At 66.7% G+C, this 12,665-nt stretch carries 16 protein-coding genes; 4 read left to right on the plus strand and 12 right to left on the minus strand.

What is annotated here, in order from left to right; translation table 11 throughout:
• Positions 1–7: 7 nt before the first annotated feature.
• From CE453_RS19980 to CE453_RS19990, 3 genes are read right to left on the minus strand one after another with little or no spacing between them, the layout of a single operon-like run.
• Positions 8–826: an ABC transporter permease gene (locus CE453_RS19980; RefSeq protein WP_198302162.1), complete on the minus strand. Its 819-nt coding sequence runs from the start codon at positions 824–826 to the stop codon at positions 8–10.
• The gene (locus CE453_RS19985; protein WP_089176167.1) at positions 823–1,779 is read right to left on the minus strand and encodes an ABC transporter permease; all 957 of its coding nucleotides are present in this window, start codon (positions 1,777–1,779) and stop codon (positions 823–825) included. Before CE453_RS19985 ends, CE453_RS19980 begins: the two co-directional genes overlap by 4 nt.
• Positions 1,776–3,308: an ABC transporter substrate-binding protein gene (locus CE453_RS19990; protein WP_089176168.1), complete on the minus strand. Its 1,533-nt coding sequence runs from the start codon at positions 3,306–3,308 to the stop codon at positions 1,776–1,778. Before CE453_RS19990 ends, CE453_RS19985 begins: the two co-directional genes overlap by 4 nt.
• A gap of 320 nt (positions 3,309–3,628) precedes the next feature.
• On the opposite strand from CE453_RS19990, the gene CE453_RS19995 reads away from it, so the two are divergent.
• Complete coding sequence (locus tag CE453_RS19995; RefSeq protein ID WP_089178037.1) at positions 3,629–4,297, plus strand: GntR family transcriptional regulator; 669 nt, start codon at positions 3,629–3,631, stop codon at positions 4,295–4,297.
• A 32-nt stretch (positions 4,298–4,329) separates the two neighbouring features.
• Here the strand turns inward: CE453_RS19995 and CE453_RS20000 are convergent, their stop codons facing one another.
• Positions 4,330–4,566 carry a hypothetical protein gene (locus tag CE453_RS20000; protein WP_157733117.1) on the minus strand — a complete coding sequence of 79 codons (237 nt, stop codon included), beginning with the start codon at positions 4,564–4,566 and terminating at the stop codon, positions 4,330–4,332.
• A 59-nt stretch (positions 4,567–4,625) separates the two neighbouring features.
• Positions 4,626–4,892 carry a hypothetical protein gene (locus tag CE453_RS20005; RefSeq protein WP_089176170.1) on the minus strand — a complete coding sequence of 89 codons (267 nt, stop codon included), beginning with the start codon at positions 4,890–4,892 and terminating at the stop codon, positions 4,626–4,628.
• A gap of 250 nt (positions 4,893–5,142) precedes the next feature.
• Here CE453_RS20005 and CE453_RS20010 point away from each other — a divergent pair, with 250 nt between their 5' ends.
• Entirely contained in the window at positions 5,143–5,331 is a 189-nt protein-coding gene (locus CE453_RS20010; protein ID WP_089176171.1) for a hypothetical protein, read from the plus strand.
• Positions 5,332–5,363: 32 nt separating this feature from the next.
• Here the strand turns inward: CE453_RS20010 and yacG are convergent, their stop codons facing one another.
• The 3 genes from yacG to CE453_RS20025 form a co-directional block, all read right to left on the minus strand.
• Complete coding sequence (gene yacG, locus CE453_RS20015) at positions 5,364–5,567, minus strand: DNA gyrase inhibitor YacG (RefSeq protein WP_089176172.1); 204 nt, start codon at positions 5,565–5,567, stop codon at positions 5,364–5,366.
• Positions 5,560–6,381 carry an SDR family NAD(P)-dependent oxidoreductase gene (locus tag CE453_RS20020; protein WP_089176173.1) on the minus strand — a complete coding sequence of 274 codons (822 nt, stop codon included), beginning with the start codon at positions 6,379–6,381 and terminating at the stop codon, positions 5,560–5,562. Before CE453_RS20020 ends, yacG begins: the two co-directional genes overlap by 8 nt.
• A 124-nt stretch (positions 6,382–6,505) precedes the next feature.
• Positions 6,506–7,114 carry a Maf-like protein gene (locus CE453_RS20025; protein WP_089176174.1) on the minus strand — a complete coding sequence of 203 codons (609 nt, stop codon included), beginning with the start codon at positions 7,112–7,114 and terminating at the stop codon, positions 6,506–6,508.
• A gap of 303 nt (positions 7,115–7,417) precedes the next feature.
• Here CE453_RS20025 and CE453_RS20030 point away from each other — a divergent pair, with 303 nt between their 5' ends.
• On the plus strand, positions 7,418–7,795 hold the full coding sequence (locus CE453_RS20030; RefSeq protein WP_157733118.1) for a hypothetical protein: 378 nt from the start codon (positions 7,418–7,420) through the stop codon (positions 7,793–7,795).
• 33 nt (positions 7,796–7,828) lie between these two features.
• On the opposite strand, the gene CE453_RS20035 is transcribed toward CE453_RS20030, so the two are convergent.
• The 4 genes from CE453_RS20035 to CE453_RS20050 form a co-directional block, all read right to left on the minus strand.
• Positions 7,829–8,665 (minus strand): CDP-alcohol phosphatidyltransferase family protein, encoded by an 837-nt coding sequence (locus CE453_RS20035; protein WP_089176176.1) that lies wholly within the window; start codon positions 8,663–8,665, stop codon positions 7,829–7,831.
• A 60-nt stretch (positions 8,666–8,725) separates the two neighbouring features.
• Complete coding sequence (locus CE453_RS20040) at positions 8,726–9,454, minus strand: phosphatidylserine decarboxylase (protein WP_282568764.1); 729 nt, start codon at positions 9,452–9,454, stop codon at positions 8,726–8,728.
• Positions 9,455–9,633: 179 nt separating this feature from the next.
• Positions 9,634–10,125, minus strand: coding sequence for a hypothetical protein (locus tag CE453_RS20045; protein ID WP_248307809.1), 492 nt, complete (start codon positions 10,123–10,125; stop codon positions 9,634–9,636).
• An 82-nt stretch (positions 10,126–10,207) separates the two neighbouring features.
• Positions 10,208–12,118 (minus strand): ABCB family ABC transporter ATP-binding protein/permease, encoded by a 1,911-nt coding sequence (locus CE453_RS20050; protein ID WP_089176178.1) that lies wholly within the window; start codon positions 12,116–12,118, stop codon positions 10,208–10,210.
• Between the two features lie 185 nt (positions 12,119–12,303).
• On the opposite strand from CE453_RS20050, the gene CE453_RS20055 reads away from it, so the two are divergent.
• Positions 12,304–12,642, plus strand: coding sequence for a hypothetical protein (locus tag CE453_RS20055; protein WP_089176179.1), 339 nt, complete (start codon positions 12,304–12,306; stop codon positions 12,640–12,642).
• Positions 12,643–12,665: the final 23 nt, after the last annotated feature.

The raw sequence follows: 12,665 nt of genomic DNA on the forward strand, positions 1-12,665 counted from the left end.
GGTTGTTTCACCGTTCCGCGGTGCGTGGGTCGAGGATATCTCGGAGTGCATCGCAGAGGAGGTTCATGGCGAGGATGGTGAGGGTGAGGACGGCGCAGGGCCAGAGCAGGAGGAGCGGGGCCTGCTCCATGGTCGAGCGGGCGCCGCGGATCATCAGCCCCCAGGAGGGGGCGGGGGGCACGACGCCCAGCCCGAGGAAGGACAGGCCGCTCTCGATCACCACGGCCGCGGCGACGGCGAGCGAGAACTGCACGAGCAGGGGGCCGGCGATGTTGGGCAGCACGGTGCGGAACAGCAGATAGGCCGGCCTGGCCCCGAGCGCGCGGGCGGCCTCGACATAGTCGCGCCCCTTGACGGCCAGCACCTCGGCATAGGTGACGCGGGCGAAGCCCGGCAGGTAGAGCACCGACAGCACCAGGATCAGCGTCGCCGCGCCGGGGCCGAGCAGCGTCACCACCAGCAGCGCCAGCAGCACCGGCGGGAAGCACATGATGATCTCGACGCTGCGCACGGTCAGGAAGGCGCCCCAGCTCCTTGCCCAACCGCCGATCAGCCCGAGCGTGATGCCGACGAGGCCGGCCACCAGCGCCGAGGCGAAGGCGACGGAGAGGCTGGTGCGGGCCCCCCAGACCAGCCGCGAGAGCACGTCGCGCCCGAACTCGTCGCGGCCGAGCCAGGAGCCCGCCATCGGCCCGGCGAGCCGGTGGGCGACATCCTGCCGGATCGGATCGGGCAGCGGCAGCAGCGGCGCGGCGAGCGCGATCAGCACGATCAGCGCGACGCATCCGCCCGGCACGAGCGCTTTGGTCAGCCTCCTGCGTCTCATGCGTGCTGCACCCGCGGGTCGATCGCCGCATGCAGCAGCTCGACGACCAGGTTGATCAGCAGGAACAGCACCGAGATCGTCAGGATGATGCCGACCACCATCGGGTAGTCGCGGCCCTCGACGGCGCGCAGCAGCGGCGTCGACAGCCCCGGCCAGTTGAAGACGTATTCGACCAGCACCGTGCCGCCGAGCAGCGTGCCCATCTGCAGGCCGAGCAGGGTGACGACCGGGTTCAGGGCGTTGCGCAGCACATGCACCGTCAGCACGCGGCGCGGCGACAGCCCCTTGGCGCGGGCGGTGCGGACATAGTCATGCGCGAGCGCGTCGAGCGTCGCGGCCCGGGTCATCCGGAACAGCACCGCGGCGAGGCCCTTGGCGATGGCGATGGCCGGCAGGGCGAGCAGCTTGAGATGCTGGCCCGGATCCTGCGCGAAGGGCACATAGCCGCCCGCCGGCATCAGCCTGAGCGTCTGCGCCAGCAGCAGCACCAGCAGCGTGCCGACGACGAAGACCGGGACGGCCAGCAGCAAGGCCGTGATCCAGGAGGCGATGCGGTCGAAGCCGCCGCCGCGATGCAACGCGGCATAGACGCCGGCGGGCACGCCGGTCGCGACCGCGATCACCGTTCCAGCCAGGATCAGCTCCAGGGTGCGCGGCAGCCTGAGCCCGATCTCCTGCATCACCGGGTAGTCGTCGACCAGCGAGGCGCCGAGGTCGCCGCGCGCCAGCCCCGCGAGGAAATGGCCGTACTGGCTCAGCAGCGGCTGGTCGAGCCCGAGCTTCTCGCGCAGTTCCGCCACCGAGGACGGATCGGGCACCGTGCCGGCCGTCGAGAGCAGAAGCTCGGCCGGGTCGCCCGGCACCATGTGCAGCGCCAGGAAGACGATCGTCGCCACGACCCACGCCATCACAAGCGTCAGCAACAACCGACGGCCAATCCAGCCCGCACTCATCCGAAATAGGTCTCTTCGAGCTGGTTTCCGGACGAGGTGGACAATGCGCCCGGCAGGTTCGCGAAACCCTTCACGCCCTTGTCCATGCCGTACCCCTGCTGGCGCCAGGCGAGGCCGACGAGCGGCACCTCCTCCAGCGCCGCGCGCTGCATCTCCTTGTAGATCTCGACGCGTTTCGCCTGGTCGAACTCCGCCCGCCCGGCGGCGAGCGCGGCGACCGTGCGCGGCGCATCGACCTTGAAGGAACGGCCATGCGAGGGCGACAGCGAGGTGTCCATCACGACCGTCAGGCCGTCCGGATCGTTGTTGTCCGAGGCCACGCCATGGATCGCCATGTCATACTGCCCGCGCGTGCCACGGCTGACGCGCGTCGACCAGTCGGGAAGCTGGAGCTCGGCCTGGATGCCGATCGCCGCAAGGTATTGCTGGACGATCTCGGCAGTATCCTTGTGCATACCGAACTGCGCCGTGGCGAGCAGCGTCGTCTGGAAACCGTTGGCGAAGCCGGCCTCGGCCAGCAAGGCCTTGGCGCGGGCGGGGTCGTAGTTCCAGCCATGCGCGAGCTTGTCGTCGTACCAGGGCGTGCCCTCGACGATCGGCACCCCTTCCAGCGGCTTGCCGCGCCCGAAGAAGGCGACCTTGACGATATCCTCCCGCTTCACCGCATGGGCAACGGCCCGACGCACGCGCGGGTCGTTGAAAGGCGGCTTCGTGCCGTTGAACAGCACGTCCATGAAGGGGCCCATCTGCGCGTCGAGCTTCAGCCGGGAATCGGCCTCGACGGTGGCCATCGACTGCCAGGGGACGTACTCGATCATGTCGACATCCCCTGAGATCAGCGCCGCATTGCGCAGATTCTCGTCGGCATAGACGATGAACTTGATGCCTTTCGCCTTCGGGATGCCCGGCTTGTAGAATTTGTCGAAGGGCGCGAGCTCGAGCGATGTGCCGCGCTCCTGCCCGACGAGACGGAACGGCCCCGCGCCGATCGGTTCATTGGGGCTCGACCCCCGCCAGACGATGAAGGTGTTGTAGTTGGCGAACCAGCTCGGCAGCGTCGCCTGCGGCCCCTTGGTGACCAGGCGGACCGTCTGCGGATCAGGGATCTCGACCCGCTCGACCAGCTGGAACTGCGCCCGCATATAAGCCGTCGATTTCTCGCCTGCGATCTGCTCGATCGACCATTTGACGTCGTCGGCCGTGACCGGCTCACCGTTGTGGAAGACGCAGCCCTTCCGCAGCTTGAAGGTCCAGGCACCCTCGGCATCGCGCGACCAGGATTCGGCCAGCTCGCCGCGCAACTCCCCCTTGGGATCGTAGGAGACGAGGCTGCGGTGGATCAGCATCTTCACCGTCCCGGCGGAGGCGCCGGTCGAGACCCAAGGCTGCAGATTCGGCGGGAAGGCGGACAGCCCGTAGCGGATGATACCGGCGGAGCGCTGGGCAAAGGCAGGGCGTGACAGGAAGGGAGAGCCGAGGAGCGGAGCCGCCAGGCCGGCACCAAGAAGAGAACGGCGAGAAATGGTCATCGGCTGATCCTCTGCTGCTGGGCTCGGTCGCGCTGGTGGACTATCCCAGGTCACTTCCGGAGATCGGCGGGAACGGCGGGGCGCGATGGGCTCCGGCAATCCGCATGCCAACGCTCCCGGCACAGCGGATAACCCTGGTGGCCCGGCATGAGACCCGGACCTGCGATGTCGATCGAAGCAGCGCGGTCATGCAGTTCCCCGGCGAGGCCTCGGCGGTCGATCGCAAGCGGGCCCCGCTCTTGATGCACCATGTATACGTGGCGGATTTTTTGCTGTCTACTATCGACGTGCCCTGTGAAAAACCGATAGGGGCGGTGGCGATGACGATTGTCGAACGAGACGAGAGTGCTGCCCAGCGCAGCAAGCCAACCCGCGAGCGGGTCTATCTCTATGTGCGCGAACAGATTCTGCGGGGACGTTTTCCCGGCGGCTCCTTCGTCGAGGAAGAGGAAATCTCCTCCGCGCTCGGCGTCTCGCGGACACCGGTGCGGGAAGCTTTCCACCGCCTGGAGGCCGAGCGCTTCATCGACCTGCTACCGCGTCGCGGTGCCCTCGTCCGGCAGGTCAACGCCAAGGAGCTGCTCGATCTCTATGAGGCCCGGCGGATGATCGAGGGGCATGCGATCAGTCGCATCTGCCGGGAGGAGATTCCGCTGCCCGCCGAAATGCACACGGTGCTCGAGGCGCTCGAACGAATGCCGCATGGCGATTATTTCAACCGGGTCGAGCTGAATCGACAGTTCCACTTCGTCATGGTCGATGCCGTCGGCAATGTCGTGCTCTCGGAGCTCTATCAATCACTCGGCGCGCGCCAGCAGCGCGTCGCCATGACTGCGATCCACACGGATCCGACGCGCATCGCCCGCATCAGCAGGGAACATCACGCCCTGATCGCGGCGCTGACCGAGTGGGACGAGCAGCAGGCGCTCGCCATCCTGGAGCAGCATCTGCGCCCGATCGTCGGCGTGATCTCGCGCCTACCGGATTGAAGCCGCTCGTGCTCGGATGCTCCGTGGCGGCGTCACGACAGCCTCCGATCCTGGATATCGTCAATCCGGTCCAGGACTGCGCGGTGCTCCGCCAGCAATTCCTGCAGCGGCCCGATCATTCGGAAAGCGTTGAGATCCTGCTCCTCCTCGCCGGCGCTCTGCCACATCTCGATGGCGTCGTCGGCCGCCGCGACCTGCTCATGTGACAGCTCGCCGCGGACCGGAGTGCCATTTTCTTCGGCAATGCGCTCGGCGATCCGCCGGCGCAAGGCCTGCTCAGCGGCGATGACAGCTTCGAGTTCGTCCGAATAACGGGGCACGGCGGGCCTCAGTGGACCGTCGCGATGTCGTCTTCGTCAGGGTCGATGAGCTTGGCGAGGCCGAGCTGGCGGACTCCGTCCATGAATTCGGCGAAGGCCTCGGCATCCGTGGCGAAACTGTCCTGCCAGACCGTCGAGCCGCCTTCCTCATCGATGAGTTCGAGCGTCCAGCCCTCCGTCCCGTCGAGCCGATAGATCTCGACCCGCACGGTAATGCCGTCATGCGTGATGCTCTGGGACAGAGGCGAGCGAATGATCCCGGGAAAGTCGTCCATACCTCAAACTAGCGCATCATGGCTGCGCGTGGCACCCCCCAAGCCGGCAATCCACGCGATCCGCCACTCTGCCTGCCGCACCCCACATCGACCATGGTCGCATGGCCGCGCTTCCCGCTGGACGTGGACCGCGAAGCGGCGGAAGAATACGCGCACGGATCGGTGAAAAGATCGGGCGCCGGTGGTCCGGGCACGTCAAGATCGAGCCGTTCGGAACACGCCTGTTCCGACGCGACAGAGGGAGGCCGCTATGCCCGAGAATGCGACGTTGCAGGATTTGGATGCCCGGATCGCCATCGCCCGGCGCAACATCGCCGAGCTGACGGAACAGGCGACGGGCGCGGCCGGCGCCGCGGTCGAGGAGACCATCGCCAACCGAATCGCCGAGCAGCAGGACCTGCTCAACGAACTCCTGAAGCAGCGCGAGGCCCTTGGTTAAAGCCTGTCGCTCGACCTTCGGGGCGTCCTGCCTCAATCGTCCTTGTCGCGCGAGGGCGGAACCTCCTCGGCCTCGTCGAGCGGCTCGCCAGGGATCACATAGCCGCCTTTCAGCCAGCGACCGAGATCGATGTCGGCGCAGCGTGCCGAGCAGAAGGGGCGGTAGCGCTCGGCCGCCGGCTTGCCGCAGATCGGGCATGGCCTTGCGGCGGGCGGGTTCTTCTCGGTTTCAGCCATATTTGAGCGTGATACCTCCGTCGACCACGAGTTCGATGCCGGTGACATAGCGCGCCTCGTCACTGGCAAGGAAGAGCGCCGCATTCGCCACGTCCCAGGCCTCGCCCATATGGCCCATCGGCACCTGCGCGGCCCGGGCGGCCCACATCGCCTCGACGTCGCCGCCGCCATAGGCCTTGGCAAGCCCGGCGGAGTGCTCGACCATCGGCGTCTTCATCAGCCCCGGCAGGATGGCGTTCACGCGGATCTTCTGCGGGGCGTACTGTGCCGCCGTCGTACGGGTGAGATGGTTGAGACCGGCCTTGGTGGTGGAATAGCTGGCATAGGGCACGCCGGTGTGGCGGATCGAGGCGATCGAGGAAATGTTGATGATCGAGCCGCCCTCCCCCGTCTCCTCGAACTGGCGCTGCATCACCGGAATCACATGCTTCATCGCCAGGAAGGCGCCGGTGAGGTTGACGCGGAAGACCTTTTCCCAGGTCTCCTCCGAGAGGTCGACCACGCTACCGACCTCGGCAATGCCGACGTTGTTGTCGAGGATGTCGATGCGGCCGTAGCGGCCAAGCGTGCGGTCGACGAGATCGGCGACCTGTTCGGCCCTGGTGACGTCGGTCCGCACGGCGAAGGCCTCGCCGCCCTCGTTCTTGATGATGGCGGCGGTTTCCTCGGCCGCATTCAGGTTGACGTCGGCGCAGACGACCTTGGCGCCTTCGCGGGCGAACACCGTCGCCGTCGCCTTGCCGTTGCCCCAGCCGGGCCCGATCGACCCTGCACCGGCCACGACCGCGACCTTGCCTCTCAGACGTCCCGTCATCCCTGCCTCCCTCGGCATCGACCTCAACAGGCCGATGCCCGATTAGGCGCGCCTCGTCCGGCGCGCTGCGCGCGGGAGGATCAAGGCATTGCCACGAGGAGGCAACCCCGACGATCCGCAGAAATCAGGCGGCGTTCATCCAGCCGAAGCGGATCGGGAAGCCTTCGCCGCCGAGAAGGTTGACCGTCTCGTAGAGCGGCAGGCCAACCACGCCTGTATAGGATCCGACGAGCTTGATCACGAAGGAGCCGGCAATGCCCTGAATGGCATAGCCGCCGGCCTTGCCCCGCCACTCGCCGGAGGCAAGGTAATGCTCGATATCCTCGGTCGAGAGGCGCTTGAAGCGCAGCCGAGTCTCGACGATCCGGTCGCGAATCGCGCCGGACGGCGTGACCAGCGCCACACCGGTGTAGACGCGGTGGGCCCGACCCGAGAGCAAGCGCAGGCAGGCGGCGGCCTCGTCGACGATCTCGGCCTTCGGCAGGATCCGCCGGCCGACAGCGACGACGGTGTCGGCCGCGACGATGTAGCAGCCCTCGAGGTCAGCGCGGGCCTTTGCGCCCTGGCGTGCAGCCTCCGCCTTCTCGCGGGCGAGGCGACGGGCGAGATCGCGCGGGCGCTCAGCCTTGCGGGGCGTCTCGTCGAGATCGGCGGGCAGGAGTGCATCCGGCTTCAATCCCGCCTGCTCGAGCAAAGCAAGGCGGCGCGGAGAGGCCGAAGCGAGGACCAGCATCGGGCGCCAGCCAGGTTGCTTGGGAGACGAAAACAGGCTCAAGGGCGGCTCGGCTGGGTTCCGGCTTGCGGGTTGGTCGGAGTTCAGGCTTTAGAGCATTTCGACGAATGGATAAATCCGCAAGGCCGCCCAGCGCGGCGGCCTCAGGACCGCTTGTCATTCGGCCATCGTCGAGCGTTGCATAAAAGACAGGCTGGACAGCTGGTATACCAGCCATTGCCAAGTGCCTCCGGTCACGGCACACTTCCCGCCCTTTTTTGCCGTCCTGCCGTCTGCCCGTTCGATTCCCCCGGAGTTCGCCTCATGCCGAGATCGCGCAAGCCATTGCGCCCCGCCGCCACGGGGGCACAGGCGCAGGCGCTCGCAACGCGGATGTTCGCGATGCAAGCCGAGGCCGGACTCACCATTGCCATGCGGATGCCGCTGCTGCTGAAGGGCGCGCTCGGCGATTCCTCTGGCCAGCGCGAGGCTACCAAGGCCGTCGTCGAGAAAGTCTCCGCCGTCGTCGAAAGCAGCGTCGCCGCAACCTGCGCAACCACGGCATTCTGGTGGGGTCTCGCGCTCAATCCACTGGCGCAAGTCGATCTGGCCGAGGCTGCGGCCAAGGTGGCGAACAGCACGTTGGAGCCCTTCGCCCGCCGCACCCGCGCCAACGCGGCCCGGCTGACGGGCCGGCGGTAGCGCTCTCCGTTACCCTTCAGGCATTGTGCGCCGTCAGGCAGCGCTTTCCGGCGCGTCTGCGGGCAGCGGAACCTGTGCGGCGTGCTCGCGCTCGAGCTTGCGGTAGCGGGCGACGCTGAGCGGGATCAGCGCAAGATAGGCGACGACGACCAGCGTCAGCACCTCGAAGGTGTAGGCGAAGAGCAGGCCGGCGATCACCACCACCGCGACGAAGATCGGCAGCACCATATCGCGCGGCACGCGCGCACCCAGCGTCTTCCCGGCATAGCAGGGGATGCGCGAAATCGTCAGGAAGGCGATGAACAGGATGTAGATCCCGACGAAGGGGGCGCCATATTCCTGCACCGGCAGGCCGATGGCGTGGAGATAGAGCGGCAGCATCGCGGTGATGGCTCCGGCCGGGGCCGGCATGCCGACGAAGAAGTTCTTCTGCCAGTCGGGCCGGTTCGGGTCATCGATCATGACGTTGAAGCGCGCCAGCCTGAGCGCCATGGCGCAGGCCAGCGTCAGCACGATGATCCAGCCGAAGGATTTCAGGTCGTGCAGGACGAAGATCCACAACACATAGCCGGTGGCGACGCCGAAATTGACGAAATCCGAGAGCGAATCGAGCTCGGCCCCGAAGCGTGAGGTGCCCTTCAGCATCCGCGCCAGACGGCCGTCGACACCATCGAGCGCGGCGGCGATCAGGATGCAGATGGTCGCGGTCTCGAGCTTGCCCTCGACCACGAGCCGCATCGCGGTCAGGCCGAGGCAGAGCGCCAGCAGCGTGACGAGGTTGGGCGCAATGATCCGGAACGGAATCGATTTGAAGCGGGCACGCTTCGGCTCGACGCGCTCGGGCTCGAAAGGGGGAAACAGGTCGCTCATGCGTGCCGAAATACGCGTTTTCGCGGCGTTGCGCCAGCGGGCGGCAAACGCCGCCCCGCGTCAGATTCCGCGGTAGCTGCGGGGGACCGGCTCGTTGCCGGAGAGGTCGGCCAGCACCGTCTCGCCGGCGATCGCCGTCTGACCCTCGCCGACCAGCGGCACGACATGGGCCGGGAGATAGACGTCGACGCGCGAGCCGAAACGGATGAGGCCGAAGCGTTCGCCAGTGGCCAGCGTGTCGCCTTCCTTGACGAAGGGGACGATGCGCCGCGCGATCAATCCGGCGATCTGGACGACACCGATGGGGCCGGACGAAGTCTCGATCGCCAGCGCGTTACGCTCGTTGTCGTCGCTCGCCTTGTCGAGCTCGGCGTTGAGGAACAGACCCGGCGTATAGGCCATCTTCAGGATGCGACCGGCGACGGGGCTGCGATTCACATGGCAGTCGAAGACGTTCATGAAGATCGAGACGCGGGTCATCGGCTCGGCCGGCAGGTCGAGTTCCGGCGGCGGCAGGGACTGGGCGATCTGGCTGACGCGACCATCGGCCGGCGAGATCACCAGCCCTTCCCGTTGCGGAACGATGCGGACGGGATCGCGGAAGAAATAGCAGATCCAGACGGTGATGATCGCGCCGATCCAGCCGAAGGGCGACCAGAGATTGGCGAGGATGATGGTCGCCACCAGCCCGATCGCGATGAAGACATAGCCCTCCTTGTGGATGGGCACGATCACCTTGCGGACGGAATCGACGAGGGACATGGAGAGTTCCGCTGTTCTTGGCGGCACGAGGCGCGCAGGAATGGGTTTGCCGCAGCTTCCGGAACGGGCCGCCAGCGCAGCGCAGATTTAGGAGGTTCGCGCTGCGAGGGAAAGAGCGGAAGGTGGCGACGACGCGTCGCGCGTGCCGTCATCCCCGGAAAGACGAAGCTCGGCCATCCGCGGTCACGTCTGCCTGCGCCTGCCGCTCAATGCACCGGGTGCCAGACCCGGGTGAAGCGTCGTGCCGCCTGCCAGGTCAGGATCGCGAAAACGACCAGCACGATGCCCTGCGCGATGGCGAAGGGCGGCTCCGAACCCGTCGGCGCCAGGGCGTGCAGCGCCGGGACCTTGAGGAAAAGCTGCGCGACCAGCACGAAGACGAGAAGGTAGAAGGCGAGCACCGCCGCGATCGCATAGATCCGCCGCCAAACCCCTTCGAGCAACTTCGCATAGAGCGCGAAGCCCGCTGCAACGATCAACAACAGCGAGATCGCTCCGACGATGTGGGAAGGCAACAATCCAGGCGCGGGGAGCGCGAAGCCGGTCGCACTGGTGGCGAAGGCCGTCGAGAGAAAGACGCCGGTCCAGCCCGGCTTCGTATGGCCCTTCAACAGCCCCGTCGTCACCGGAAACCCGGCAACGATGGCGACCAGACTCAGCCAGGTGTGAAAGCCAACCAGAGTCATCGGATCGAACATGGCGTTTCCCCCTGCCGCTCGCCGTCACCGCGTCATCACGGAGAATGCCGGAAGACGGCCGACCGCGCTATCCGCAACCGGGCTACGACAGCGAGACCCTGACGCTCTCGCCCTCCTCCTGGGTCGCGCGCTGGAGCGTGGCCTTGGCCTCGTCGACTTCGCGCTGGCGGTTCCACATCGCGGCGTAGACGCCGTCCGCGGCGAGCAGATCGCGATGGTGACCGCGCTCGACGATGACGCCCTTGTCGAGCACGATGATCTCGTCCGCGTTGACCACGGTGGAGAGCCGGTGGGCGATGACGAGCGTCGTGCGTCCCTCGCTCACCCGGTCGAGCGCATCCTGGATCTCCTTCTCGGTGAAGGAATCGAGCGCCGAGGTCGCCTCGTCGAGCACCAGGATCGGCGGGCCTTTGAGGATGGTGCGGGCGATGGCGACGCGCTGCTTCTCGCCGCCTGAGAGTTTCAAGCCGCGCTCACCGACCGAGGTGGCGTAGCCTTCCGGCAAGGTGCGGATGAAGCGGTCGATCTGGGCGAGACGAGCCGCCTCCGCGACCTCTTCCGTCGTCGCGTCGGGGCGGCCGTAGAGGATGTTGTACTCGATCGTGTCGTTGAACAGCACGGTATCCTGCGGGACCATGCCGATCGCAGCGCGCAGGCTCACCTGCTGAACATCGGCGATGGGCTGGCCATCGATCAGAATGCGCCCCTTCTGCGGTTCGTAGAAGCGGAAGAGCAGGCGCGAGATCGTCGACTTGCCGGCGCCGGAGGGACCGACGATGGCGACGGTCTTGCCCGGCTCGACCTTGAACGAAACGCCGCGCAGGATCGGCCGTTCCGGGACATAGGCGAAATGGACGTCGTCGAAGACGACCTCCCCGGCCGGAACCTGCAAGGGCTTTGCGCCGGGCTTGTCCTGGATTTCGGGATCGCGGCCGATCAGCGAGAACATCTGCGCGATGTCGAGCGTCGCCTGCTTGATCTCGCGATAGACGGTGCCCATGAAATTCAGCGGCAGATAGAGCTGGATCAGCATCGAGTTGATCAGGATGAGATCGCCGACCGTGTTGGTCCCGGCCTGGAAGCCGCGCACCGCCATCACCATCGAGAGCGTCAGGCCGGCGGCGAAGATCGCAGCCTGGCCGAAATTCAGCCAGGCGAGCGAGGTGTAGGATTTGATCGAGTTGCGCTCATAGAGCGCCATGGCGTTGTCATAGCGGGCGGTCTCGCGGGCCTCGGCACCGAAATACTTCACCGTCTCGTAGTTCAGCAGCGAGTCGATCGCCTTGGAATTGGCATCGGTGTCGGATTCGTTCATCGCCGAGCGGATGGCGATCCGCCACTCCGTCGCCTTGATGGTGTAGGTCATGTAGGTCACGACCATCACGACCAGCACCACGACATAGCGCCAGTCGAACAGGCCGAGCAGCACGGCTATGATCAGCACGACCTCGACGATGACCGGCACGAGCTGGTTGAGGCCGAGCCGAACCATCTCCTCGATGCCGTTGCGGCCGCGCTCAAGCACGCGGGTCAAGCCGCCTGTCTTGCGCTCGAGATGGAAGCGCAGCGAAAGATAATGCAGATGTCCGAAGGTCTGCAGCGCCAGCGTGCGGACCGCATGCATGAAGACGGGCGCGAAGATCGCGTCGCGCATCTGCACGAAGGCGGCGGAGCCCACCCGCGCCAACCCGTAGAACACCGTCAGCGCCAGCGGCGCGCCGACGAGCCAGGGCAGCCAGTTCTCGATGCTGGAATGGGTCTGCGCCAGCGCATCTGTGATCCATTTGAAGGTGAAAGGCACGCCCATCAGGATCAGGCGGCCAGCGATCATCAGGGCGAAGGCCGCGACGACGCGGGCACGCAGATCGGCCCGCTCTGCCGGCCAGAGATAGGGCCAGAGCGCGCGGAAGGTGGCGAAGAAGCCGGAGCCCGGCTGGATCGTGACGGAGCGGGCGAGGCTAGGCGCCGGGGACGGCGCAGCAGGCGCGGACATTTTCGAGCGATTCCAGTTTGCGTGGCCCATATAGGCGCAAATCCGCAGCCGCGCATGCGGCTTCTTGCAAGGGGGGCATTGCGCCCCGGGACGGAAAAGGAGCCCAAGAGCTGCCTTGCTCTCGCCGAAAGCGGCGTGTCTGCTGCTCCGGGAGCGCTCGACGCTCGGCAATGGGAGACAGGACCATGGCACTCCGCACTCTGACCGCGCTCGGCCTCGGCATCGGGGCCGTTCTCGGCTTCGCCCTGCCGGCGGCGGCACAGGCCTCTCGGCCGCATCCGCAGATCACGATCAGCAACCAGCGCACCATACCGCTGAGCAGCTTCGAGATCGCCACCTCGGGCGAACAGCCCCGCCTCGTCGCCAGGCTCGCCAAGCCGCTGGCGCCCGGCAAGAGCGTCGCGCTGAAGCTGAACAAACCGCAGGGCTGCGCCTATACCGTGCAGGCGAAGTTCGACGACGACGCCACGAGCGACGCCGACATGGATCTGTGCAAGGACCGCGTCATCCGCCTGACGGAATGAGGCCTCAACCGCCTCCAACGCCG

This window comes from Bosea sp. AS-1 (assembly GCF_002220095.1).
GTDB lineage: Bacteria > Pseudomonadota > Alphaproteobacteria > Rhizobiales > Beijerinckiaceae > Allobosea.